This is a genomic window from Imperialibacter sp. (assembly GCF_040222815.1).
Classification (GTDB): Bacteria; Bacteroidota; Bacteroidia; order Cytophagales; family Cyclobacteriaceae; genus Imperialibacter.
On sequence record NZ_JAVKCH010000019.1, the window covers coordinates 181,103 to 205,447 of the forward strand.

Here is a 24,345-nt window from a genome sequence, read left to right on the forward strand (position 1 = left end):
TCTTTTTTCAGCAATTACTTGTTATTAATGAATGCTTAGCATATAATTGCGGCGTCATTTTCCGACAAACCTCAGGCCGTTTCTCATTATCAATTTTGTTTTAACGGAATAGAATCTCGACCTTTTTTTTGTAACCACTTCATTTAGAATATTACTATCTCAATTCATAGTTTATGTACAGCATTGACGACCTTAATGTCCGTCTTCTTTCAGAATTAAAAGACATCGCAGAAAAACTTGGAGTTCCCAACTACAAAAAAGCTGCAAAACAAGAATTAGTCTACAAAATCCTCGATCACCAGGCGGTCATGCCAGAAGAGGAAGTTTCCAAAATAAAGAAATCAGATAAGGCTGCTACCCCTGTAGCCGCCGCTCCGGCCCCGGAGGACAAACCCAAGCCCGCCCGTCCGCCAAGGGAGGACGATAGAAGGCCTAACAATAAACCGAAGATTCGCAGGGAGAATGTGGTAGCAAAGGACGCAGCAAAGCCTGCTGAAGGCAAATCGGACGACCGTCCGAAGAAGAGAGAGGTAAGCAGTGCCGATGAGCTCCTTCAGTCTTTCAATCTGGAAACTGATGACGATGACAACAGCAGTGACTCCTCAGCAAAGGAGGTGGTTGAAGAAGGTAAGAAAGTAGAAAAAGAAATATCTAACGACTCAAGAGGCGAACTTAGAGAAGACACGAGAAATCGTGAGGATAGAGGAGACCAACCTGGCAGAGAAGACAAAGGTGATCAAAAAGAGCAACGTGCTCCATTCAAGCCCAAAAGAAATTATAACACCAATATCAAAGAGTTCGACGGCATTATAGTCAACGAAGGCGTGCTGGAAATCATGCAGGATGGCTATGGCTTCCTTCGCTCTCCTGACTATAACTACCTGGCTAGTCCTGACGATATTTATGTTTCACCTTCGCAGATTAAGCTGTTTGGCTTAAAAACTGGGGATTCTGTAAAGGGTCAAATCAGGCCTCCAAAAGAAGGAGAAAAGTATTTCGCCTTGCTAAGAGTTGAAACCGTTAACGGTAAAACAACTGAGGAAATACGGGACAGGGTTTCCTTTGAATACCTGACGCCGCTATTCCCTGAAGAAAAAATTAGACTTAGCTCTCCAAAGAGACCTGATCATTACTCAGCTAGAATTCTCGACTTGTTTGCTCCAATTGGAAAAGGGCAGCGTGGAATGATCGTAGCACAGCCGAAGACTGGTAAGACGGTGCTTCTAAAGCAAATTGCGAACGCCATTACAGAGAACCATCCTGAGATTTACCTGATCATTCTTCTCATTGACGAACGTCCTGAAGAAGTAACCGATATGGCTCGCAGCGTGCATGCTGAGGTTATTTCATCAACTTTCGATGAGCAGGCCGACCGTCACGTGAAAGTGGCGAGCATCGTGCTTGAGAAAGCCAAGAGAATGGTGGAATGTGGACACGACGTTGTTATTCTTCTTGACTCGATCACTCGTTTGGCGAGGGCTTACAATACCGTAGTTCCTTCATCAGGCAAAATACTTTCAGGCGGTGTGGATGCCAACGCACTGCACAAGCCTAAGAGATTCTTCGGTGCTGCCAGGAATGTTGAGCATGGTGGTTCATTGACCATTATCGCAACAGCATTGATTGAGACAGGCTCTAAAATGGACGAGGTTATCTTCGAAGAATTCAAAGGTACTGGTAACATGGAATTGCAACTGGATCGCAAGCTGTCCAACAAGCGTGTGTACCCTGCTATTGATGTACCAGCATCTGGAACTCGTCGTGAAGATCTTCTCATGGAAAAAGACGAGCTATCCAAGGTTTGGATACTGAGAAAATACATGTCCGACATGACTTCTCAGGAGGCGATGGAATTCCTTCTCGACAAAATGAAGGGAACCCAGAACAATGCCGAGTTCCTGATCTCCATGAACGGATAAGAAATAAACACTTGTAAATTGAAAGAGCGGCCTAAAACCGCTCTTTTTTTGTGCCCTGCTAAATCTAAATCTGACCGACTACCTTGCTTCAACCCACTCTTTTAGGTATTGATAGCGGCTTGTTAGTTTTCCGTCATCAGTTATTGTGGCGTCCTGAATTATTCTGAACTCATCATTTGTGAACAGGTGAGGCAGTACATTACTGACCAGCATATTCCCAAAATCATTCGACGCATCTCTCGGCAATTCGCATGGCAAATTATCGACTGCCATCATCGATATGTTACCCTCCTCGCTGAATGCGGGCATTATCTCGTCTTGAGTAGGGTCATAGTCGTAAACCGGGTCATCTATTGTCGACGGCTTTTTTGTTGAAGGAATGGAACCTTCAATGTCGCAGGTAATATCGGCGATCACATGCAGGCAAAAATCATTCTTGGTAGCATCTTCCCTTTTGAAAAGTGTTGGTGCTTTTGGCTCCCAAAATGCAGCAGCAATTAATATTTCAGCGACTTTGGCATATTTCAGAAAATCAGAATGAAAGTTCTCAGCATGGGAGTAGAATTCGCCACGGTTGAATTCACGGCCTTCATTGTGTGTATTGTAGTCTCTGGAGTTGAGCTGTGCAAATACCGGAAAGTCAAAGGACTGTGTTAGCAATGCGGCTGGTGTCACTTTTCTGATGTTCATACCCACCAGTACTTCCATTGCTCCTTTGGCTACCCGGCCACCACCCGTCACTACCATTTTAATTGGGGGCAGTTTTACCTTAGAAAACTCGGTTTTCAAGTCTTCAAGGTCAAAACATTCATGCGCCCGCCTTAAATGGTAAAGATTATATCTTTTTCCGTATGTCCAAATAGCGTTGTAGGCACCTACTATCCCTGCCCACCGACCAAAGGCGATCACCCGCTGACCGTTTTCGTCAGTAAGGGTTTCGTAGTCCACCATTTTGATTTTCTTTTCCAGCAGTGCTTTTAGCAATGGCTTGTTGTATTCCTGCTTTTTGATAGTGTGCGAAAAGAAGAAGTAGGTTTTACCAGGGATGAGCTGCGCCATAGGCACTTCTTTGACCCCAAATATGATGTCGCACATGTCCATAGAATCAACCATTTTCAGGCCTTTTTCCTCGTAGGCGGCGTCGGCGAAACAGCGGACATCGCTTCTTTGCACAAGGACTTCTACATTCGGGAACTTCGCCTGTATTTCAAGTGCCTGATCGGGAGTAATGGGGACTCTTTTGTCTATGGGAACTTTTCCCTCTTTGATTATGCCTACCTTTGTTTTCATGTGTATGAGATTTGTTTTTCAACGGCCACATGGAATAGCCAAGATCCTTTTGAAAATGAACATTGCTTTTTCAACGACTTTATGCATGTTCGTAAGGTGCGGAATTCCTTATGGCTATTTCATCATTGAATTGGGAGTTGTATTCTTGCCCCAATATTACTAAGATGCAAAGACAAGCATAATCATATGGAAGGATTAATTTTGGTAAGCCTGTTCTGGGTGCTTTACTTTTCCCTTCACAGCTTTCTGGCAGCGGATTTTGTAAAACGCAGGTTTAACAGGCAATGGTTTCGGTTGTTTTACAATACTGTCGCCCTGCTGTTGCTGTTGGCTATTGTGCTTTACATGGCTACCGTCGACTCTCCATTCGTATTTGGCAAGACACCCGTTACTGACTTTTTTGCTTTTTCACTGGCGGCATATGGTGTCATTATCATCAGGCTTTCCTTTCGTCAATTTTCTCTAGGTGCTTTTCTTGGTTTGAAAAAAGAGGTGGAGGACGTTGAGTTTAAATCGGGAGGTATTCTTGAAAGGGTCAGGCACCCGATTTACTCGGGCACAATATTGCTTTGCCTGGGCTTTCTGCTTTACATTCCTAAAATGATCAATTTGGTAACTGTCGTGTGGATTTTCGCCTACTTGCCGATTGGGATTTGGCTGGAAGAGAAGAAACTTATAAAAAAATATGGCAGAGACTATGAAGAGTACCGTTCCAGAGTCCCTGCTGTGTTTCCAAAGTTATTCTAGACCTATGATTCAAGGATGCTTCCAAGAATAGAGCTACTCTCCTTGCCGCTGTTTTTACCGTAGGGAGCCAATACCTGAATTAGTTTTCTGATTGGCATCGACTGCAGCCAAACTTTTCCGGTGCCTTTTAGAGTGGCCAGAAAAAGGCCTTCTCCGCCGAAAAGCATCGACTTTAGTCCTCCTGAGCTCTGCACATCAAAGTCCAGTGTATGTTCGAAGGCCACAACGCAGCCAGTATCAATCCTTAGCGTTTCGTTATTGAGTTGCTTTTCTATCACCGTACCGCCTGCGTGGACAAATGCCTTCCCGTCTCCCTGGAGTTTTTGAAGAATGAAGCCCTCACCACCAACAAGTCCAGAGCCAATTTTCTTGTTGAAAGTGATGGATACTTTGGTGCCAAGTGCGGCGCACAGGAACCCATCCTTCTGTACAATTAGCTGGTTGCCTTGTTGAGTAGCCAGGTCAATGGGGATGATGGTGCCGGGGTAGGGCGCAGAAAAAGCTACTTTCTTTTTGCCAGCACCATGATTGGTAAAATGGGTCATAAAGACAGACTCACCAGTCAGCGCCCGGGCACCGGCCGAAAGCAATTTACCCAAAAAGCCCTGGTCGGGCTCGGAACCATCTCCCATTTTGGTTTCGAAGATGATGCCGTCTTCCATGTACAACATGGCTCCAGCCTCTGCGATGACAGTCTCTCGTGGGTCGAGCTCTACTTCAACGGTTTGAATGCTTTCACCAAAAATCTTGTAATCAATTTCGTGTGATCGTATCGCCATGGCTAGTCTTCGTCTTTGCTTGTTTTCTTTTTTATTTCTTCAATGTCTTCTCTGTCACGCAGTTTCTTGTCATCTACGTTTTTGTTGAGAAACTCGTTGATCTTATCAATCTGGAGGTTAGAAGAAATCTCGCCAAACGTATCAATGCTTATTTCGAAGCCGTTCAGGTCTTTGGCTACTTTAGGTTTCTTTTTTTCGGTTTCTTTCTTGCTCATGCTTGTGTGCTTTGTCCTCCTAATATAACGATAGCCGAGTCAATTCGTTTAGCAGTTTCTTTGGCGCCAAGTATTTCTATGATGGCCATAAGGTCCGGCCCGCCGCCTTGCCCGGTAATTGACAGCCTTAGGGGTTGCATATATTTGCCCATTTTCAACCCTTTGGTAGCAAAGAAATTTTCTATCGTGTCATGAGCGGTTGTGGCGCTAACGGTGTCTTCAAGTTGGGAAATACCCTTTGATAAATCCTGAAGTAAAGCTGCCACATCTGAGTTCCACTTCTTTTCAACAACCTGCTGGTCGTAAGTGGTTGGGGCTTCAAAAAAGAACCTGCCCTGTTCCCATAGTTCCTGTGGAAAAGAGACTCTCTCCCTTAGCACTTCGCAAATCCTGATTGTGTTTTCTGAGGAAGCTTTTAAACCGGCTTTTTCCAGGTCTTTTTCCAAATAAACAGCCAACTCCTCTGCAGATTTGTTTTTTATATAATGCTGGTTGAACCAGTTGGCCTTGTCGATGTCGAATTTAGCTCCGGCCTTACTTATGCGCTCAATGGAGAACTCCTGGATAAGTTCTTCCATGCTGAATATTTCCTTTTCGGTACCAGGGCTCCAGCCTAGCAAAGCCAAAAAGTTGATCATTGTTTCAGGCAGATAGCCTTTTTCCCTGAACCCTTGGGAGAGCTCCCCAGAAACAGGGTCTGCCCAGTTGAGTGGAAAAATCGGGAAGCCAGCTTTGTCGGCGTCTCTCTTGCTTAGTTTACCGTTGCCGTCTGGTTTCAGCAGCAAAGGCAGGTGAGCAAACTGAGGCATGGTGTCCTCCCAGCCAAAGTACCTGTACATCAGCACATGCAGTGGTGCCGACGGCAGCCATTCTTCTCCTCTGATGACATGAGTAATCTTCATGAGATGATCGTCGACGATATTGGCCAGGTGGTAAGTGGGCATGCCGTCCGACTTCAGCAATATTTTATCATCCAGCACAGATGAATGCACAACCACCCAACCTCTTATGAGGTCATGAAACCTTATGTCTTCTTTGCGAGGCACCATCAAACGAACTACATACGGATCACCGTTGGCAAGCCTTGCTTTTACCTCAGCCTCTGGAAGTGTAAGGGAGTTCTGCATGGTGTTGCGGGTCACGGCGTTGTACTGCTGGTTGGCTACCTTGGCAGCTTTCAGCTTTTCCCGCATAGCGTCGAGCTCCTCCGAGGTGTCGAAGGCGTAGTAGGCCTTTCCTTCGTCGATTAGCTGCTGGGCATACTGCGCATAGATGTCTTTCCTTTCAGATTGCCTGTAGGGGGCGTGGGGGCCTCCGGTTAATGGGCCTTCGTCTATCTCTATACCCACCCACTTTAGCGATTCTAAAATATATGCTTCGGCGCCTGGCACAAACCTCGACTGGTCGGTGTCTTCTATGCGCAAAAGCATCGTGCCGCTGTTTTTTCTGGCGAAGAGGTAGTTATAAAGAGCGGTTCTAACGCCTCCGATGTGGAGGGCTCCGGTGGGGCTTGGAGCGAAACGAACCCTAACTTCTGAATTGTTCATGTTAACTTATCAAGTACTTGGTAAAGTGCTTTTTGTGTTTGTTTCAAATGGACGTCAAAGTTAGCCAATGCTATCAGATAATTGGCAATGCAGCCTGCCAAAGAAAGACAACCGTAGAGGTAATTTTTGGCTGGCCCCAGGAAAATAAGTGTGAGTAGAAAAGTCAACAGGCACCAGAAAACCAGAAAGAAACGGGTGCTGGGGAAAAGGCGATACTTTACCTGAATCAGCGAGCCTGTCGAAGTCTGATCGACAACACCCTCTGCCAATGGAATGAAATTTTGAGGCTTGGCTACGTTGACCGAAACCCGGAATGATTTTTCGTAGACAAGGCCGGTAAATGCAAAGTCTTTTCCGGCGCTTGCCTCGGATTTGGTCTCCGTTTTTAAAAGAGCGATGATGCTGGCGGCTTTGGCCGATGAAACAATAGTGTCTCTTTCAAAAGGGGCTAACCTCATGCATCAATGCCGGCAATCAGGGAAATCTCAACCAGGGCGTCTTTGGGCAGCCTGGCCACCTCAACGGTTTCACGTGCCGGGGGCTCACTCTTGAAATAGCCTCCGTAAATCTCATTGATCACGGGAAAGTCGTTCATGTCTTTGATAAAGATGGAACACTTTAGCACCTCTGCAAATGAAAGGCCTTCCTCCAAAAGGATGGCCTTTAGGTTTTCCATCACCAATTTTGTCTGTGATTTAATATCACCCGACTCAAACTGACCCGTAGCGGGGTTGATAGCCACTTGACCTGATACCAGCACAAGATTGCCGTATCGTACAGCCTGACTGTAAGGCCCAATAGGGGCGGGGGCATTTTTAGTGTAGACGATCTTTTTCATGCTTATTCAACAGTTACTGACTTGGCAAGGTTTCGTGGTTGGTCGACATTGCATCCCCTCATCACAGCAATGTGGTACGAAAGCAACTGCAGTGGAATAACAGATACCAATGGCATCAGCGCTTCAGAAGTGTGAGGCACTTCAATGACAAAATCTGCTATCTCTTTGATGGTTTCTTCTCCTTGGGTAACAATGGCGATCACTTTTCCCTTGCGTGCTTTCACTTCCTGTATGTTGGAAACAACTTTCTCATAAGAAGAATCCCTGGTGGCAATAAATACGACCGGCATTTCTTCGTCAATCAACGCAATAGGGCCATGCTTCATTTCTGCTGCCGGGTACCCTTCTGCATGGATATAGGAAATTTCTTTCAATTTAAGTGCCCCCTCAAGTGCTACAGGGAAATTGTAGCCACGACCCAAATAGATGAAGTTCCTGGCGTCTTTGAAAAGCGCCGATATTTCTTTGATTTGATCGTTAACATCCAGCACCTTTTTGATTTTCGCCGGTATGCTTTCAAGCTCCACAAGCAATTCATGGTATTTGCTTTCAGTAATCGTGCCTTTGCGATGAGCGATCCGCAATGCCATCATAATAAGGACAGTCAGCTGGGCTGTAAAGGCTTTGGTACTGGCAACACCAATCTCAGGGCCGGCATGCAAATAGGCTCCTTCATGAGTTATTCTCGAAATGGATGAACCTACCGCATTAACTACTCCAAGAATAATGGCACCTTTAGATTTGGCCAGCTCAAGAGCAGCAAGTGTATCGGCCGTTTCGCCAGACTGCGAAATAGCAATGACAATATCGCCTTCGTTAATGATCGGGTTCCTGTAACGGAACTCAGAAGCATATTCGACCTCTACCGGAATGCGGCAAAAATCTTCAATAATGTACTCTGCCACCAACCCCGCATGCCACGAAGTGCCGCAAGCCACAATCACTATCCTTTGGGCGTTAGTGAGTGCATTGGCATACTCATGAATGCCTCCGAGCACCAGTTTGCCTTCGTCGGCCTTTAAACGACCTCTCATACAGTCAGCGATGCTATTAGGCTGTTCAAATATTTCCTTAAGCATGAAATGCTCATAGCCACCTTTTTCGATGGCTTCAAGATTGAGGTCAAGTTCATGTACCTGAGGGTATTGCTCTACATCCTCAAGACTTTTGATGGTCATCTGATTGCCAGTGATAACCGCCATTTCTTCATCTTTCAAATACACCACCTTCTTGGTGTATTCTACGATCGGCGTCGCATCGGAGGCGAGGAAGAAAGAGCCATCATCCTCTTTAATGCCGATAACAAGCGGGCTTCCTTTTCTGGCAGCAATTAAGGTGTCAGGATTATCTTTGGCGATTACTACAATAGCGTATGCCCCTACCACTCTGGTCAGGGCAAGCCTTACGCCTTCCTCAAGAGAGCAATCTTCTGACGTAATAATATAGTCAATAAAAGACGCCAGCACCTCTGTGTCGGTTTGGCTCTCAAATGTGTAACCCTTTTTTTGCAGCTCGGTTTTTATTGCAGCGTAATTTTCAATAATGCCGTTATGCACCAGTGAAAGCCTGTCATTGTACGACTTGTGGGGGTGGGCATTGATGTCGCTGGGCTCACCGTGAGTAGCCCAACGTGTATGGCCTATGCCAACGCCAGATTTGGGGCTTTTACCGTCAATGAGGTTTTCAAGCTCTTTGACCTTGCCTTGCTTCTTATATATCTTAATGTCAGAGATGGAATTGTCGTATAATGCAACTCCAGCACTGTCGTAACCTCTGTATTCAAGTCTTTTGAGGCCTTTGATGAGAATTGGTAATGCTTGCTCTTTTCCCTTGTAGGCAACAATTCCACACATAGCTTATTGTAATCTTGTATAGTAAATTTTTAACTGGATGCTGTCTTTGGGCACGACGAATCTGTTCAAGCTTGTAACATCATTGGCGCCAGGGTAAATGATCAGGTCGTTTGTATTAAATATGCTATCACGCAACGCCTGAAAGAAAAAAGTCGGCGTACTGCTATACGCCCGGGAGGCCGAGTCGTACAGTGGGAACAGGGGGCGAGGAGAACTGGGATTGCCATAGCTGACATCGCTCAGAACAACATGATTGGGGATCCTGGTGGACAGGCCAATATTTGCCCCAATTATTTTATTTGTACTATCAGCAAATATATACATAAAGCTATTTGGAGGCATGATTCGATAGTCGACCGAAGTCAATTCATCAATAGCCCCGAGCCTTATCTCAGCACGGTTGACGATAATATTGCCCAGAGAATCCACAAACTTTCTGAACGGTCTGAGTGAAAGCTTGGTATAAATACCTGTTCCTCCCTGAAGATACATGTGACCTGATGGAGGAATAAACTCGTCACTCTGCTCTACCAGGGCTCCCAGCTCGGTGCCTGCTCTGTCTGCGGTAACGCCGTTGTATCGTACCGTAGCGCCAAAGTTCAGCGAATAAACCAGTGAATCAGCGCCGTCAGGTACATGATAATGAACATTTACTTTAGAGTTTTCGGGGTGGAAACCAAAAATGAGTGTATTGTCTGCCCCCGGGATCAGAGCAAAGCCTTTTATCTCATTTTCCAGCTCAGAAACTGTTGTTCCATTTCTAACAATACTAAAGAAGTTGCTGGCCCATGCCGGAGTCGCCTTTATCCTTATTACTGTGTCTTTTGTCGGCGAATAAAAGAATTTTTTGGACGCAGCCGGCGTACGTGACAGGTACTTTGTTGAGTCATCCGAATAGTAGCTAACCCCGGAATACAGTGTGTCCGATAGCTGATAAACGTTAATGGTCTGAAACGTGCTACCGTATTCGCCATAAATATAACTCAACTCAAAATCAAACATGATTGAGTCAAGAACGCCCTTGTCGTTGATGGCAATAAGCTCGCCGTTTCTCGTTACCTGCGAAAAGGACTTAGCGGTAATGTCTCCAAAGAATGGATCTTTAAACCTTCCAACGAGCAGCCTTGAGTCGTTGGTTGTATTTATACTGTCAAAAAGAATAACAGAAGATGGAAGAGTAAAAACCTCCTCATAAACACCTACATTATTTTCGTTTGGATTAAGCTCCAACCCTACTTCACTTGGGCTTTCACACCCAAAAAGCATTAGGGCTGCTCCAAAGAGCAACCCTGATGCAGTCCTACCCTGCAAGTTCATTATATAGATTGTAGTGTCTGTCTAAAAAGTTTTCGTCATTTTCGATAACGTTGAATTTCTTTTCTTTGGATAATTCGTTGGTTAAATTATTCAGGCTTTCGCTTTCTTCTTCTTCTGCTCTGATGACAGCGTCCGAATATTCAATACCCATCTTAATAAAACCTTCGTAATCTGCAGACTTAAGTGGATTCAACATGCTGTCCTCGATGTCAATCATTTTCACCTTTTCAAGCAGGTTGTCCCCAAACTTGAAAGAGAAAGCGTTGTCGTATATTGTCAAGACACACTTAGCCGTCTGAAAGATGGGATCGTTCTTGTAAGTTGTTTTTACATACAACGGAATCAGGCTTGTCATCCAGTCGTTGCAGTGGATAATGTCTGGTGCCCAACCCAATTTCTTAACCGTTTCGAGCACACCCTTGCAGAAGAAAATAGCTCTTTCATCATTATCGCTATAGAATTTATCTTCTTTGTCGTGAAACACAGACTTTCTGTGGAAGTAATCTTCATTATCGATGAAGTATACCTGTAATTTAGCGTTCGGGATAGAAGCAACCTTAATAACAAGAGGCTTCTCCTCATCTCCCACGGCGATGTTAATGCCGGACAATCTTACTACTTCATGCAGTCTGTTTTTTCGCTCGTTGATCAACCCAAAACGTGGAACAAGAATCCTGATTTCCATGCCTCTTTCCTGCATCGCTTGCGGCAGTCTTCTCACGAATTCTGCTACTTGAGTTGTTTGAAGAAAGGGATTGATTTCGCTGGCTACGTATAGAATGCGAAGTTTTGCCATAAGAGTATTGATTTATATTTGACGGAACAAAACGAGCCACAAAAGTACAAAAAAATAACGTGCTTTCCATACATATTCCCTTTTATAACTTAGTTTTGCTGCCCTTTAGCTCACTCATAATCAGTGCTGTGGAGATAGTAACGTCCCCTGTAGAATGTCGAAAAAAGATACTTTCTCTGACTGTGGAGGGGAAAAACATAGGGTTTGTTCCTACGATGGGGGCCTTGCACGATGGGCACATGGAGCTGGTCAGACAAGCAAAGTTGTCCTGTGATTTTGTTGTGGTTAGCATCTTTGTAAATCGAACACAGTTCAACAACGAAGAGGACTTCAAGAAATACCCAAAGTCATTTGATAGTGATGCAGAGAAGCTGAGGCAGTCGGGATGTGACATCGTTTTTGCGCCGGGAGATAGTGATATGTACCCGGGGACTCCTGAGGTGAAAATAACTTTCCCCCGCCTGCAAAAATCTATGGAGGGGCGCTATCGCCCGGGTCATTTTGAGGGTGTTGCCCTTGTCGTTTCGAAGCTGCTGCACGTGGTACCGGCACAAAAGGCCTTTTTCGGCAGGAAGGATTGGCAGCAGGTGCTTATTATTAAGCAGTTGGTCAGAGATTTACACTTCTTCTCAGAAATTATTTCTGTACCGACAGTGAGAGAGCCAGATGGGTTGGCTATGTCTTCAAGAAATCAACGTTTGAGTGAGAAGGAACGATCGTTGGCGGTGATTTTCAGCAAAAGCCTGTATATGGCGAGAGAAAAACTTCTTGCGGGAGAGAGTGTAGAAGGAGCAGTTGCTTCCGTCAGGCAAGCATTTGATCGCCTGCCGGAAGCAAGACTGGAATACTTTGAAATAGCGAACCGTGAAACTTTAGAGCCTGTACAAAGTGTTGAGACGAGTATACCTGTTTCCTTGTTCATTGCAGGGTATGTGGGGGGCGTTCGATTGATTGATAATATCTTCCTTCAGGAAGAAACTGAATAAGAAAATGCAGATTGAAATTCTTAAGTCAAAAATTCACAGAGTTCGAATTACTCAGGCAGAGCTTCACTATGTGGGCAGCATTACAATTGATGAAGACCTGATGAAGGCTGCCAACCTTATTGAGAATGAGAAGGTGCAGATCGTGAATGTTAACAATGGCGAACGCCTTGAAACCTATGTGATCAAGGGAGATGCCGGAAGTGGGGAGATTTGCCTCAATGGGCCGGCAGCCCGAAAGGCGCAGGTAGGCGACGTCGTAATAATCATTTCCTACTGTCACCTGGATTTTGAAGAGGCTAAAGCTTTTAAGCCGACACTCATTTTCCCTGACGACAATAACGAACTAATCAGTTGAGAAAAACTATCACCAGTGTTGTCCGATACGTTTTAACCCTCGCCCTTGCCTTTGCTCTCCTTTGGTGGCTTTTTAAGGACATCGACCTGGACGACTTCATGTCACGGCTTAACAAGGTAGAATACGGCTGGGTGTACCTGTCTATTGGCATATCTTTTTTTGGTTATTGGATTAGGGCCTACAGATGGAACCTGCTGTTCAAGTCTCTTGATGTATCGGTTAGTACTTTCAGGCTATTTTTAGCAGTCATGGTAGGTTATTTGGCCAACATGGCGTTTCCCAGGATGGGGGAGGTTAGCCGATGTGCTATCCTCAGAAGGACAGACAACATCCCCATGTCTACCTCCATAGGCACTGTGGTTACAGAGAGAGGGGTTGATCTAATCTCCCTCTTATCGGTGCTGGCAGGCGCTATGCTAGTCGAGTTTGGTAAAATATCGTCGTTGCTTGGCGATATGTTCAGCAGACTATGGGCAGGGCTTTCGGCCACGCAGCTAATCATTACGGTGGTGATTATTGCTACAGTGGTTGTTCTTATCTATTTTATGATCAAAAGGTTTCAAAAAATGCCGGCCTTCGCAAAGCTCAAGGAATTCCTCGTCAACCTGGGCCACGGCATAGGCAGCATAACTAAACTCAAGTCGCCAACTCTTTTTGTTCTCAGTACGGTGGCCATGTGGTTGAGTTACTTTTTCATGTCTTATGTAATCATCTTTTCTATGGAGGAGACAGCATGGCTTGACTTAAAGGCAGGCTTGGTGCTGCTAGCGATGGGCGGAATTGGCATGGCCATGCCAGTTCAGGGAGGAATTGGCACATATCATGCCTTTGTGGCAGGAATTTTACTGTGGTATGGCATCGGAGAGCAAACAGGCGTATTTTTTGCTACACTGCTTCATACGTCACAGGTCGTAACCATCCTGGTGTTGGGAGGCGTATCGATTCTTGTGGCAGTGCTTTTACCAGTAAAGAACCAAATTGAAAACAGCGTCGAAAATCAAGGATCGGAAGGCGGCAAGTAGCCAAGTATCTAGTTGGCATGCCGAAGGGCTTTCAGTGGTGTTTACCAATGGATGTTTCGACATCCTGCACCTTGGTCATGTCGACTATCTTGAAAGGGCGAGGCAACTTGGCGACAAGCTGGTAGTGGCGCTGAACACTGATGCGTCGGTTCAGCGACTGAAAGGGCCGGAACGGCCGATTGTTAATGAAGCCTCGAGAGCCAGGGTTATGGCTGCGCTTGGTTTTGTGGATCTTGTCGTTTTCTTTGACGAAGACACGCCGAAAGAGCTGATCGAAGCCCTTCAACCAGATATTTTAGTGAAAGGCGGTGACTACACTGTTGAAACTATTGTAGGTGCCGATTTTGTTTTGAAACACGGTGGAAAAGTTGTTCCACTCCCATTGATAGATGGGTATTCTACTACTACATTTGTGAATAAAATTAAGCTAAACGATAAAAACTTATGATGCTTCTTCTGATTGGTGTTGTGTTTATGATTATCAGCTGGTCGGTGAGTAACAAGCTGAAAAATAAATTCAAAAAGTACTCCCAGGTTGGGTTAGCCTCTAACCTTAGTGGCCGTGAAATTGCCGAAAAAATGCTGGCAGATCATGGTATATATGACGTGAAAGTGGTGTCGGTAGAGGGCCAGTTGACGGATCATTACAATCCGGCCAATAAAACGGTCAACCTGAGCCCTGAAGTTTACCATGGCAGATCCGCCGCCGCCGCCGCCGTGGCTGCGCACGAATGCGGTCATGCTGTGCAGCATGCCACTGCATATAGCTTCCTTGAGTTCAGATCGGCCATGGTGCCAGTGCAGAACGTTACCGCCAGGGTAATGAACATCATGTTTATGGCAATGCTGTTTGGTGCTTTTTTTATGAAAGGGTTTGCGGAAACAGGGCTCCTGATTATCATCGGGTGTTACTTTGTATTTACTCTGTTTGCTTTCGTTACTCTGCCAGTTGAGTTTGATGCAAGCAGCAGGGCGCTGGCGTGGATTGACCGCAAAGGTATTGTGACTTCGAAAGAGCACGAAATGGCCAAAGATGCTTTGAAATGGGCTGCTATGACTTACGTGGTGGCTGCGCTGTCGGCACTGGTTACGCTGTTCTACTTTATTCTGTCCTACCTGGGCATGAGCAGAGACTAGTAAATATTTTAATGAAATGATGGGGACTTGGGCATGGCTCAAGTCCTTTTTTGTTTATTTTTAGCTCATACAATAACCCGCACATAACTCATGATGAAATTTGACTTAACTGAAGAGCAGCTGGCAGTAAGAGATGCCGCAAGAGATTTTGCGCAGAACGAATTGCTTCCCGGAGTAATTGAAAGAGATGAGCATCAAAAATTTCCGGCTGAGCAAGTCAAGATGATGGGTGAGCTTGGGTTCATGGGTATGATGGTGGATCCAAAATATGGCGGGAGCGGTATGGACTCTGTGTCCTATGTGCTGGCCATGGAGGAAATATCGAAAATAGATGCCTCAGCTTCTGTTTGTATGTCAGTGAATAACTCACTGGTGTGCTGGGGGCTCGAAAAATATGGCAATGAAGAACAAAAGCAGAAATACCTTACCAGGTTAGCCAAAGGTGAAATAATTGGGGCGTTTTGCCTTTCAGAGCCGGAAGCTGGGTCGGACGCCACCTCGCAACGAACCACGGCTGAGGACAAGGGTGACTACTACCTGCTCAACGGGACAAAGAACTGGATCACGAATGGCAACAGTGCGTCCGTCTATATTGTAATGGCGCAAACCGATGCTTCCAAGGCCCACAAAGGAATCAACGCTTTGATAGTGGAGAAGGGGATGGAAGGCTTTGTTGTCGGCAAAAAAGAAAACAAGCTTGGCATTAGGGGATCCGATACCCACTCATTGATGTTTCAGGATGTGAAAGTGCCAAAGGCAAACAGGATAGGCGACGATGGATTTGGCTTTTCGTTTGCCATGAGTACGCTTAATGGTGGTAGAATTGGCATAGCTTCCCAGGCGCTGGGAATTGCATCCGGGGCCATGGAGCTGTCAATTGCCTATGCGAAAGAACGTAAGGCTTTTGGAAAAAGCATCGCTGAGCACCAGGCCATCCAGTTCAAACTCGCTGATATGGCTACTGAAATTGAGGCAGCCAGACTGCTCTGTCTCAGGGCAGCGCAATTAAAGGATCAGAAGGCTGATTTTAGTCAGGCAAGTGCCATGGCTAAACTTTTTGCTTCCGATGTAGCTATGAAGACGACGGTGGAGGCAGTGCAGATTCATGGCGGTTACGGTTACGTAAAAGAGTACCATGTTGAGCGGCTCATGAGGGACGCAAAAATCACGCAGATTTACGAAGGGACGTCAGAAATTCAGAAAATTGTAATTTCCAGAGGGTTGCTCAAAAAATGAGTTCCTTTTTAATTCATATTTGAGCTAGGTATTTTGTTATTAAATCATATTTGTATTAGTTTTATACAAATTCATTGTTAATTTTTTCTATTGCCACCCGCTCTCGCAAATTGTATGATTCATGGAAGAGTATAATAAAATTATTGAATCTCTTAGTATCAGATTTATTAAGGCACGCCACACCAATGTAATTCAGTCTGTTACGGTAGAGAATTTTTACGACGTTGAAAACACCATTTTTTTGGTTCACAAGGGGGTTTTGAAGTTTGGTAAGGACAAAGAAGAGGTGAAGGCCGGTGAGGTACTTTTTGTGCCCGGCGGCAAAATGGCGTCTATCACTTATGGTTCAGGAAAGGCGATCAGCTTGTCCAACGACGACTTTTTGAACAACAAAGAGAAGTACCTGGAGAGTGTGAAGGGCTATAGCCAGGAGGAAGAAACGAGGGATAACTTTAGCTATATCACTTTCGAAGCAAAGGTATTCGACACTGTCAACTTTTTTGCATCGCTTGACATACCGCCGTTTGTAATGAAAGACGGAATGATGGGCTCATTGATTCAGGACATCGTTGTTGAACACTTTTCCGGAAAGCTTGGTAGAGATAGAATTGTGAAGCTTGAAACGGACAGATTGGTTGTGCAAGCTATCAGGTATATCATTCAGCACAACCTGTATGTGGAGCAGCTGGCTACCAATAGCAATTACTTCAAAGATCCACGCCTTATAGATATTTTCGCCTATATAAAGGACAATCTTGGTGATGATCTTTCCAACAAGATTCTGGCCAATGTCGCCAATGTGTCGGAGGACTATGTGGGGCAGTACTTCAAAATGTTGACCGGCATCAATCCGCAGGACTACATTGAGTACCAACGAATGGAGAAGGCCGTTAATCTTTTGCGAACCTCAAAGAAAAGCATCAGGGAAATCGGCAAGGACGTGGGATACAAAGACACGGCTTATTTTTGTCGTCGCTTCAAAATGATGTTTGGAATACCTGCTGGTAAAATGAGAAGGAGGGAGTCTTTAATTAATGTTTAAAGGCTTTTGATTGAGGTGATGAATTCGCTCCGATACCTCAATCAGTAGATTAGGATTTTCCTCCACGCTGTTTCCCAGGATAAGCATATCGGCTCCGGCCTGAAGGGCTTGTATGGCCAAATGAACAGAGCTGATTCCTCCACCCACAATCAGCGGCACATTAATATTTTTCTTAACGGCAGTAATTATCTTAGGGGGAATAGGTGCCTCTGCTCCACTCCCAGCATCCATATAAATTGTTTGTAAGCCGAGCATTTCGCCAGCCATTGCAGTGGAAACAGCGATGCTTACCTTGTCGGTAGGAATGGGTGTGGTGTTGCTGATATAGCTCGCAGCAGTGGCATGGCCGCTGTTTACAAGCATGTATCCGACTGGTATTACCTCCAGGTGCGTTCTTTTTAAAATGGGTGCAGCTATCACATGCTGGCCTATCAGATACTCCGGGTTTCTTCCTGAGATCAAAGAAAGAAAAAGAATGGCATCGGCATTGGAGTCTATTTGATAGTAGTTGCCTGGAAAAATGATCACCGGAATACTTGAATTTGCTTTGATGAGCTGAATGATCTGGCTAAAATTATTCTTGGTCATAAGGCTGCCACCCACAAGAATATAGTCAACCTTATTTTCAACACACATGTTGATGACCCTAAGGCAAGCGCTGTTGTCCGACACCTTGTCAGGGTCAATCAATATGCCCAGGGAACGTTTGCCTTCGTTACTCTTCTGTGTCAGTTGACTCAGTAGGTGGTTCATTCGTCAGTATTCTTTTTTGAATATAATTTAAGCCAAATTGAAGAAAAACTCCCCAAAGAGCCGCCATGCTTTTGTTGAGTGTCATTTTAAAAAATGATTTCTCTGGTTTTTCGGCCGGTTCTACAGGCTGGTCAGGGCTTTTTTTTTAAGATCCTCTTTCCTGGAAGAGGATGTGATAAGTCTGGCTACCTGGTAGCCGGCAAAAAGGACGCCGCCAATAATCAATCCGGTTTTTAGTGCCCGGGAGACATTTTGCTCAACTGAATCGGTTCCGGATTGGAGTTTCTTTTTTGCCTTTCGCTCCATTTCCTGAAGTTGTTCCTTCCGCCTGGTAATATCCGCTTTACTCATCTTCTTCAATTGGTTTTTCTGTAAGGGCCTCCCTCTCTTTCACTGCTTTGGTAATCTGATTTTCAACAGCATCTTTCAGCTTGCCGGATTGGAGCAGATACACGAAAAAAAGCAATGCAAGAAGATAGAAGCACGTAACTGCGCCATACCCAAGGTAGGCGCTGTTCCAAAGATAGTTTAAAAAAGTACTCAGCGTAATGCTTCCAAAAAACAGGAAGAACATAAAAACCGTGAGAATCAGAAACAGTGCTATCAGCTGAGCGAGAATTCCAGAGAGCTCTTCGATCATATTTAGTTTGACGAGCTCTATTTTTATCCGCACATACTCGGTGACGGAATCTATCAATTCATCTATTTTCCAAAACTTTGACAAAAATACCTCCTTTGGACTAAGCGTTCAAGGTATGAAACTTTGATCAAACGGTTAAGGTTCCTCGACAGGCTTTTTATCAATTAGCTCGACAGGAGGAGAAGTTGTGTGTGTAAATGACCTATGAGCCAGAATTAGGCTGTAGGGGATGATAAAGAATGTGAGTAGTATATAGGCAAAACCCACGATGCGGTACCTCAGCGTAAATTTACCAAGGAGTTCAGCCATTTTAACAGGAATCCTTCGAATAACAGGGAAGGGCAGGAATATTAGGACACCGATTAAATTGAACAACAGGTGGGCAATTGCCACGGCTATGGCTTCTTCCGACTTGAACAGCGCTGCAATAATGGCAGTAATCGTTGTTCCAACATTGGCTCCCAGGATGAAGTTGAAGGCTTTTTGTACGGAGATTTTGCGGGTAGCTGCCAAAGGAACAATAAGGGAAGTAGTGATGGAACTCGACTGAATGCCAGCCGTGAGGAGGGTTCCCCATCCAAAGGCCTTAAAGGGGTTATTAAAAACAATGTTCTCAAAATTCACCTTGGACTGACCGATCAGTCTTTTGTAGATGATATTCGACAGCAGCTTGATGCAGCCTATCAGTACCAGAAATGAAACAATGAGAAGAACTATGGGGTGTGATATCCAAAGACTTACCCAGTGGCTGATGGGATCAAACAATAATGTGTTGATATTAAATATCGGTCCGCTTTTCGAAAATAAATCTCCACCACTAAGTGAAGAGGCTATTTCACGAGAGAGGCGGGACAGCAGGTGGTATTTTAGCTCTAGTGGAAAAAGAATGATGGTAGTGAGGATGTTGAAAATGTCGTGCACTGCCCCAGCCGCAATGGCTTTTCTGAACTCATTTCTCTTGGTGATATAACCAAGCGATACAATTGATGACGTGATAGTGGTGCCAATATTGGCACCCATAATAATGGGGACGGCATCCTCAAATGAGATTGAGCCAACAGCAACGGCCGCCACAATCATGGTGGTGCTTGACGAGCTGCTTTGTATAAGCGCCGTGATCAGAAGGCCAATAAACAAACCAACAAACGGGTCGGAAGTGGCAGACAGGATGGATTGGGCAGCAGTTTCAGTGAGCTGGTTGAAGGCCTGCCCCATCATATTGATGGAAAGGAGAAAAATAAAAACAGTGATGAGGACGTACCCGATATTACGGTACAGGTTTTTCGCAGAAGTCTGCTTTCCCTCGTCTATGTTTAAAACTTTCTTGACGGTCATCCAATTGAAGAGTTGTTGCCAGAAGAAGCAAGCCGCAAAGTTATCAAAAACTAATTGTTCAATCCGTTAGCGACATGAAACTATTGTTAATTCACCTTGTGCTCAAACGCTTGAACTGGGGAAGCAAGCTGATTTGCCTATTGTGAAGGCCAGTTGCACGTTATTAAAGGCAGTGAATGCCCGGTTTGAGATCATAAATTTGAGGGAAAATGTGCCTTTTTTTGGCCATTAACCATACTTACCATATAATCTGGTTAGCCAAAACAGTAGCCCTGCTTGTGTTAAGATAATATTAATTATGTTTCTAAATTGTTAAGTAACCGAGGGTTTGTTAATATATAGTTATCAATTTCTTAACATTGTAGCTCTTCCCTACGAGAGCAACCGACCTAAGATTCATGCAGAGAGTGATCAACATTGTAATAGCCTTCTTTTTAACCCTATCGTTCATTTTACCAGGTATTGTCAAAGCACAGGACATTACCGAAAGCAAATTCGGAAGCGGAATCTCAGTATTTGCCAGAGACTCTTCATTTTCGATGAAGTTTAGCACCAGGTTTCAGACTTTGTATGAGGGAGTATACGACATGGAGCTCGACAAATACAAAGACAACCTATTGATAAGGAGAGCAAGGTTGAAGTTTGACGGGTTTGTGCATAACCCAAAAATACAATACAAGATTGAGTTGGGCTTGAGTGGTAGCGACATTGGCAATCAGGACATTGTTTCTGAATCGAATTATGCGCCACTGCAAATCCTTGATGCCGTGATAAAATACAACTTCCATGGAAACTGGAGCCTGTGGGTTGGCCAAACGAAACTTCCCGGAAACGTGGAACGGGTAATTTCATCTCAATCGTTACAGTTTGTTGACCGAAGTTTTCTTAACTCAAGATACAACCTTGACAGAGACCGGGGAGTTCAGGTTCGCTATGATGGGGAGACATTTGGTTTAATAACTGCGGTTTCCATAGGAGAGGGCAGGAATATTTCCGAGGAGAATCAAGGTGGATACGACTATACGGCCAGATTTGAGTGGCTTCCCCTCGGGCGATTCAGGAGCAATGGCGACTATGTTGGAGCCGACCTCAAAAGAGAATCGACTCCAAAGCTGATGGTTGGAATTGTCTACGACTATAACGACAACACTAATAGGGAAAGAGGCCAGTTGGGTAGAGTATTAAGTGAAAACAGGATTCTGCAGGCTGTGTTTGTGGATATGCATTTTAAGTACAGAGGATGGTCGGTGATGTCGGAGTATGTTAATAAGCAAGCACCGAACGGGCCCGTCGTTTCAGACGGAACTTATTATACTGGCACTGGCCTTAATATTCAAGCAGGATACTTACTCAAAAATAATTTCGAATTGGCCCTTAGGTTTACGGAAGTGCTGCCAGCCGTCGAAACATTGCGAGCAGGTATTCATCAATATACTTTTGGTGTCTCAAAATATATCGTTGGTCATTCTCTTAAAATACAGTCAGACTTGACAAGGATAGAAATTGAAGGAGGGGACGGCTCAATGATGTATCGTGCGCAGGTTGAGGTATCTTTCTAGCCAGGGAGCTTTCACCGTCAATGGCTCATAAGGTTAAGTAATATGCAAAGACGACAAAATAAAAGCCTTAACACTTTCTTAACAGTGGTAACAAAAACTATATTTAGCTTTGCCGGAACTTTCAAATTAAGCGTACACCTGCGATGTCTTCCAAACCGTCTGATAGTATCACTACACAAAAGCTAGGCAAAGGGGCTTTTAAATTGTTTAGCGTGTCAAAAAAGGAGAGAAACTATCTTTATTTTTTGCTTGCCATCACGTTTGTCTGCGGCATGGTGTATCCCTATCAGGAGGTGGCTATGTGGGTTGCGTTTGCTTTGGCTGGCTATTCTGCCATTGCCAATGATAGTATTCAAACCATTGGCACTTTTATTTCTTCAAACTCCCATAGGAAGTGGTATCACTTGTGGCTTTTCATGGGACTGATTTTCCTTGTTACAGTTACTTATAGCTGGATCACTTATGGTGGAGATGTATCGTATCAGCGGTTGAATACAAAAGGCCTTGAGGTAGCACCTACTTCCTTCAGTTTTCTTCAGGTTGCCGCTCCGGTAATCCTATTGGTTCTTACAAGACTTCGAATGCCGGTATCAACTTCAATCCTACTGTTGAGTGCCTTCTCTACCAAAGCTAGCTCCATCGGAGGTATTTTATCAAAAAGTCTTGTGGGCTATGCACTGGCTTTCGTCATCGCCATCATTGTTTGGACCCTAACCGCACAGCTATTTGATAAATATGCTAAGAAAAAACCGGCACACTGGTGGGCACCGCTGCAATGGCTTACCAGCGGGGCATTGTGGTCGGTTTGGATCATGCAGGATGCTGCAAACATAGCGGTTGTATTGCCAAGGGCGTTAAACACTGTGGAGTTTGTTGCATTTGCGTCATTTATATTTCTTGGCCTAGGTGTGCTGTTCTACCTCAAAGGGGACAAGATACAGTCGATTGTGGAAGAGAAGGCAGACATTACTGATGTGAGGGCCGCCACAATAGTCGACCTGGTTTATGCATGCCTCCTCTACTACCTGAAGGTAGTTAATACGATTCCGATAAGTACCACCTGGGTCTTTATAGGGCTTTTGGGAGGCCGTGAGTTGGCGATCAACTACATGAAGAAAAACAAGTCCAGCCGCAGAAAGGGAATAAGAAAGAGCATGAAGCTGATAGGCAAGGATGCTCTGTATGCCGGTATTGGATTGGTCATTTCCATTTTTCTCGCCTTGTCGATCAACGACGACATGAGGAAAGAGTTTTTTGACCTGATAGGCTGGTAACTTTAAATAGTCAGCTCTTTCAAAGCCAGCCAGGTCATAAGCCCCACGCCAAGCTCCAAAGCACTTTCATCAATATCGAACGTGGGGGTATGAACTCCCGAGGTGATGCCCTTAGCGTCATTTCTGGTGCCTAGTCGATAGAAGCATGAATCTACGTGATGAGAGTAGAAGGCAAAATCTTCGGCAGCCATCCAAATATCAAGGTCTACAACTTTGTCTTTCCCCAAAAATTCTTCTGCCCATGATTTAGAGCGATTGGTTAGTTGCTCATCATTGGCAAGAAAGGGGTATCCCTTCATGATGTTAAAGTCGCAGGTGGCACCCATTGACTCTGCTATTCCTTCAGCCATCTTTTTCATCTTCGCATGGGCTTCCATTCTCCACTCTTCGTTGAGGGTTCTAAATGTGCCCTTTAGCTTGACCTCAGAAGGAATTACGTTTGTCGCTCCCTTCCCTTCAATATCGCCAAACGAAAGCACGGAAGGTATCTTTGGGCTGGCCATTCTACTAACCACCTGCTGCAATGCTGTAATAATGTAAGCAGTCACTACTATAGGATCTACCAAAGTTTCAGGCATGGCCGCATGGCCTCCTTGCCCTGTCACGGTCACATATATTTCGTCAGCGCTGGCCATGTACATGCCAGGCCGAAACCCTACCGTGCCCGCAGGTAACAGCGGCATCACATGTTGGCCGAAAAGACTGTTTGGGGAAGGATTAGTCAGAACTCCCTCTTTGATCATTAAGCTGGCGCCTCCCGGTAGTTTTTCTTCTCCAGGTTGAAAAATGAGCTTAACGGTTCCCTCAAATTCATTCTTCAGCGCACAGAGGATTTTGGCAACACCGAGAAGTGAGGAGGTATGAACATCGTGGCCGCAGGCATGCATAACACCCTCGTTTGTCGATTTGTAGGGCACAGTATTCTGTTCAAAAATAGGCAAAGCGTCAATGTCGGCCCTTAATGCAACAACTTTCTTGTCAGGGTTATTTCCTTTAATGATAGCCACCGTGCCAGTAGTGGCCATTTCGTCCGTCTGATCTATGGGAAGCTTTCCAAGGAATTCTCTGATGTAGTTTGCTGTGTTGTACTCCTCAAAGGACAGCTCTGGGTTAGCGTGCAGGTGTCTTCGTACGCCGATAATCTCCTCCGAAAACTGATTACTCAGCGTTTTGATTCTGTCTTTTAGATCCATTTATTCTACGGGTATTTTTTCGGGAAGGAGGAGTGCGTTGGGGAATACCTCCCGAACCTGCGCATATACCTGATTAGCCTCTAGTCTAGAATAAAACTTTCCTAGTTTTACCTTAAAGTTGGGCTGGACGTAAACAACCTGGGAAGGAATGTCCAATCCGATAGACCGAAGCTGTGCTCTTGCATTATTCGCCTGGTCTCTGTTTGGGCCGGAGTATACCTGAACAGTAAAGCCATCTACAACCCTTTTTTGGAGGTTTTTTTCGGCTATAAACATTACGACGCTATCGAGTTCCTGGGTGATGTCGTATTGCGTCTTCAGTGGCTCTGAAGAAGTCGTCGATTTGCTTGTTTCTGCAGGTTTAAGCAGGCTTTCGTCAGTGGTTATAACCGGGTGTAAAATAGACAAGTCTTCAGAATAAGAGTCAGTGGTGCCAGAAGAAGGAACCACCTTTTTTGAACACCCATACAGGATAAAAACTCCAAGTGCTAAAGAAACGACTCTATTCATAG

General features: G+C 44.9%; 26 protein-coding genes. 11 read left to right on the forward strand and 15 right to left on the reverse strand.

Going from position 1 to position 24,345, the window contains the following annotated elements:
• The first annotated feature begins 173 nt into the window (after window positions 1-173).
• A complete protein-coding gene (rho, locus tag RIF36_RS08570) occupies window positions 174-1,919 on the forward strand; it encodes a transcription termination factor Rho (RefSeq protein ID WP_350118402.1) in 1,746 nt (581 codons plus the stop codon).
• 78 nt (window positions 1,920-1,997) lie between these two features.
• Here rho and RIF36_RS08575 read toward each other — a convergent pair whose 3' ends face one another.
• Window positions 1,998-3,209, reverse strand: a complete 1,212-nt coding sequence (locus RIF36_RS08575; protein WP_350124335.1) for an NAD(P)-dependent oxidoreductase — start codon at window positions 3,207-3,209, stop codon at window positions 1,998-2,000.
• Window positions 3,210-3,395: 186 nt separating this feature from the next.
• Here RIF36_RS08575 and RIF36_RS08580 point away from each other — a divergent pair, with 186 nt between their 5' ends.
• On the forward strand, window positions 3,396-3,956 hold the full coding sequence (locus RIF36_RS08580; RefSeq protein WP_350124332.1) for a methyltransferase family protein: 561 nt from the start codon (window positions 3,396-3,398) through the stop codon (window positions 3,954-3,956).
• Window positions 3,957-3,958: 2 nt separating this feature from the next.
• Here the strand turns inward: RIF36_RS08580 and RIF36_RS08585 are convergent, their stop codons facing one another.
• Genes RIF36_RS08585 through RIF36_RS08620 form a run of 8 tightly spaced genes read right to left on the reverse strand, consistent with a single transcriptional unit; the run spans window position 3,959 to window position 11,301 of the window.
• Window positions 3,959-4,729, reverse strand: coding sequence for a TIGR00266 family protein (locus RIF36_RS08585; RefSeq protein WP_350124703.1), 771 nt, complete (start codon window positions 4,727-4,729; stop codon window positions 3,959-3,961).
• A gap of 8 nt (window positions 4,730-4,737) precedes the next feature.
• A complete protein-coding gene (locus RIF36_RS08590) occupies window positions 4,738-4,950 on the reverse strand; it encodes a hypothetical protein (RefSeq protein WP_350124329.1) in 213 nt (70 codons plus the stop codon).
• A complete protein-coding gene (gltX, locus tag RIF36_RS08595) occupies window positions 4,947-6,497 on the reverse strand; it encodes a glutamate--tRNA ligase (RefSeq protein ID WP_350124326.1) in 1,551 nt (516 codons plus the stop codon). Before gltX ends, RIF36_RS08590 begins: the two co-directional genes overlap by 4 nt.
• On the reverse strand, window positions 6,494-6,955 hold the full coding sequence (locus RIF36_RS08600) for a hypothetical protein (protein WP_350124323.1): 462 nt from the start codon (window positions 6,953-6,955) through the stop codon (window positions 6,494-6,496). Before RIF36_RS08600 ends, gltX begins: the two co-directional genes overlap by 4 nt.
• The gene (locus RIF36_RS08605; RefSeq protein ID WP_151996252.1) at window positions 6,952-7,335 is read right to left on the reverse strand and encodes a RidA family protein; all 384 of its coding nucleotides are present in this window, start codon (window positions 7,333-7,335) and stop codon (window positions 6,952-6,954) included. The genes RIF36_RS08600 and RIF36_RS08605 overlap by 4 nt, the downstream gene beginning before the upstream one ends.
• 2 nt (window positions 7,336-7,337) lie before the next feature.
• A complete protein-coding gene (glmS, locus tag RIF36_RS08610; protein WP_350124320.1) occupies window positions 7,338-9,188 on the reverse strand; it encodes a glutamine--fructose-6-phosphate transaminase (isomerizing) in 1,851 nt (616 codons plus the stop codon).
• A gap of 3 nt (window positions 9,189-9,191) precedes the next feature.
• Entirely contained in the window at window positions 9,192-10,505 is a 1,314-nt protein-coding gene (locus tag RIF36_RS08615) for a DUF4270 family protein (RefSeq protein WP_350124317.1), read from the reverse strand.
• A complete protein-coding gene (locus RIF36_RS08620; RefSeq protein WP_151996255.1) occupies window positions 10,489-11,301 on the reverse strand; it encodes a glycogen/starch synthase in 813 nt (270 codons plus the stop codon). The genes RIF36_RS08615 and RIF36_RS08620 overlap by 17 nt, the downstream gene beginning before the upstream one ends.
• A 128-nt stretch (window positions 11,302-11,429) precedes the next feature.
• Between RIF36_RS08620 and panC the strand changes: the two genes are divergently transcribed.
• The 7 genes from panC (at window position 11,430) to RIF36_RS08655 (ending at window position 17,079) form a co-directional block, all read left to right on the forward strand.
• Window positions 11,430-12,287, forward strand: a complete 858-nt coding sequence (gene panC / locus RIF36_RS08625; protein ID WP_350124314.1) for a pantoate--beta-alanine ligase — start codon at window positions 11,430-11,432, stop codon at window positions 12,285-12,287.
• A 4-nt stretch (window positions 12,288-12,291) separates the two neighbouring features.
• Complete coding sequence (gene panD, locus RIF36_RS08630) at window positions 12,292-12,642, forward strand: aspartate 1-decarboxylase (RefSeq protein ID WP_350124311.1); 351 nt, start codon at window positions 12,292-12,294, stop codon at window positions 12,640-12,642.
• A complete protein-coding gene (locus RIF36_RS08635; protein WP_350124308.1) occupies window positions 12,639-13,664 on the forward strand; it encodes a lysylphosphatidylglycerol synthase transmembrane domain-containing protein in 1,026 nt (341 codons plus the stop codon). The genes panD and RIF36_RS08635 overlap by 4 nt, the downstream gene beginning before the upstream one ends.
• On the forward strand, window positions 13,621-14,112 hold the full coding sequence (gene rfaE2, locus RIF36_RS08640) for a D-glycero-beta-D-manno-heptose 1-phosphate adenylyltransferase (RefSeq protein WP_350124305.1): 492 nt from the start codon (window positions 13,621-13,623) through the stop codon (window positions 14,110-14,112). The genes RIF36_RS08635 and rfaE2 overlap by 44 nt, the downstream gene beginning before the upstream one ends.
• Complete coding sequence (locus RIF36_RS08645) at window positions 14,112-14,801, forward strand: zinc metallopeptidase (protein ID WP_317492393.1); 690 nt, start codon at window positions 14,112-14,114, stop codon at window positions 14,799-14,801. Before rfaE2 ends, RIF36_RS08645 begins: the two co-directional genes overlap by 1 nt.
• Before the next feature lie 93 nt (window positions 14,802-14,894).
• A complete protein-coding gene (locus RIF36_RS08650; RefSeq protein WP_350124700.1) occupies window positions 14,895-16,037 on the forward strand; it encodes an acyl-CoA dehydrogenase in 1,143 nt (380 codons plus the stop codon).
• A gap of 121 nt (window positions 16,038-16,158) precedes the next feature.
• Entirely contained in the window at window positions 16,159-17,079 is a 921-nt protein-coding gene (locus tag RIF36_RS08655) for a helix-turn-helix domain-containing protein (RefSeq protein WP_350073391.1), read from the forward strand.
• Here RIF36_RS08655 and RIF36_RS08660 read toward each other — a convergent pair.
• The 4 genes from RIF36_RS08660 to RIF36_RS08675 form a co-directional block, all read right to left on the reverse strand.
• Window positions 17,065-17,832, reverse strand: a complete 768-nt coding sequence (locus tag RIF36_RS08660) for a phosphoglycerol geranylgeranyltransferase (protein ID WP_350124303.1) — start codon at window positions 17,830-17,832, stop codon at window positions 17,065-17,067. The genes RIF36_RS08655 and RIF36_RS08660 overlap by 15 nt on opposite strands.
• Before the next feature lie 120 nt (window positions 17,833-17,952).
• On the reverse strand, window positions 17,953-18,183 hold the full coding sequence (locus tag RIF36_RS08665) for a hypothetical protein (RefSeq protein WP_350073393.1): 231 nt from the start codon (window positions 18,181-18,183) through the stop codon (window positions 17,953-17,955).
• On the reverse strand, window positions 18,176-18,556 hold the full coding sequence (locus RIF36_RS08670; protein WP_151996262.1) for a phage holin family protein: 381 nt from the start codon (window positions 18,554-18,556) through the stop codon (window positions 18,176-18,178). Before RIF36_RS08670 ends, RIF36_RS08665 begins: the two co-directional genes overlap by 8 nt.
• 51 nt (window positions 18,557-18,607) lie before the next feature.
• Window positions 18,608-19,807 carry a Na/Pi symporter gene (locus RIF36_RS08675; RefSeq protein ID WP_236583009.1) on the reverse strand — a complete coding sequence of 400 codons (1,200 nt, stop codon included), beginning with the start codon at window positions 19,805-19,807 and terminating at the stop codon, window positions 18,608-18,610.
• Window positions 19,808-20,205: 398 nt separating this feature from the next.
• On the opposite strand from RIF36_RS08675, the gene RIF36_RS08680 reads away from it, so the two are divergent.
• Together RIF36_RS08680 and RIF36_RS08685 are read left to right on the forward strand one after the other, a co-directional pair.
• Window positions 20,206-21,366, forward strand: coding sequence for a porin (locus RIF36_RS08680; protein WP_350073397.1), 1,161 nt, complete (start codon window positions 20,206-20,208; stop codon window positions 21,364-21,366).
• Between the two features lie 143 nt (window positions 21,367-21,509).
• The gene (locus tag RIF36_RS08685) at window positions 21,510-22,640 is read left to right on the forward strand and encodes a hypothetical protein (RefSeq protein WP_350073399.1); all 1,131 of its coding nucleotides are present in this window, start codon (window positions 21,510-21,512) and stop codon (window positions 22,638-22,640) included.
• 2 nt (window positions 22,641-22,642) lie between these two features.
• On the opposite strand, the gene RIF36_RS08690 is transcribed toward RIF36_RS08685, so the two are convergent.
• Complete coding sequence (locus RIF36_RS08690) at window positions 22,643-23,833, reverse strand: M20 metallopeptidase family protein (protein WP_350124300.1); 1,191 nt, start codon at window positions 23,831-23,833, stop codon at window positions 22,643-22,645.
• On the reverse strand, window positions 23,834-24,343 hold the full coding sequence (locus RIF36_RS08695; protein WP_350124297.1) for an SPOR domain-containing protein: 510 nt from the start codon (window positions 24,341-24,343) through the stop codon (window positions 23,834-23,836).
• Between the last annotated feature and the right edge of the window lie 2 nt (window positions 24,344-24,345).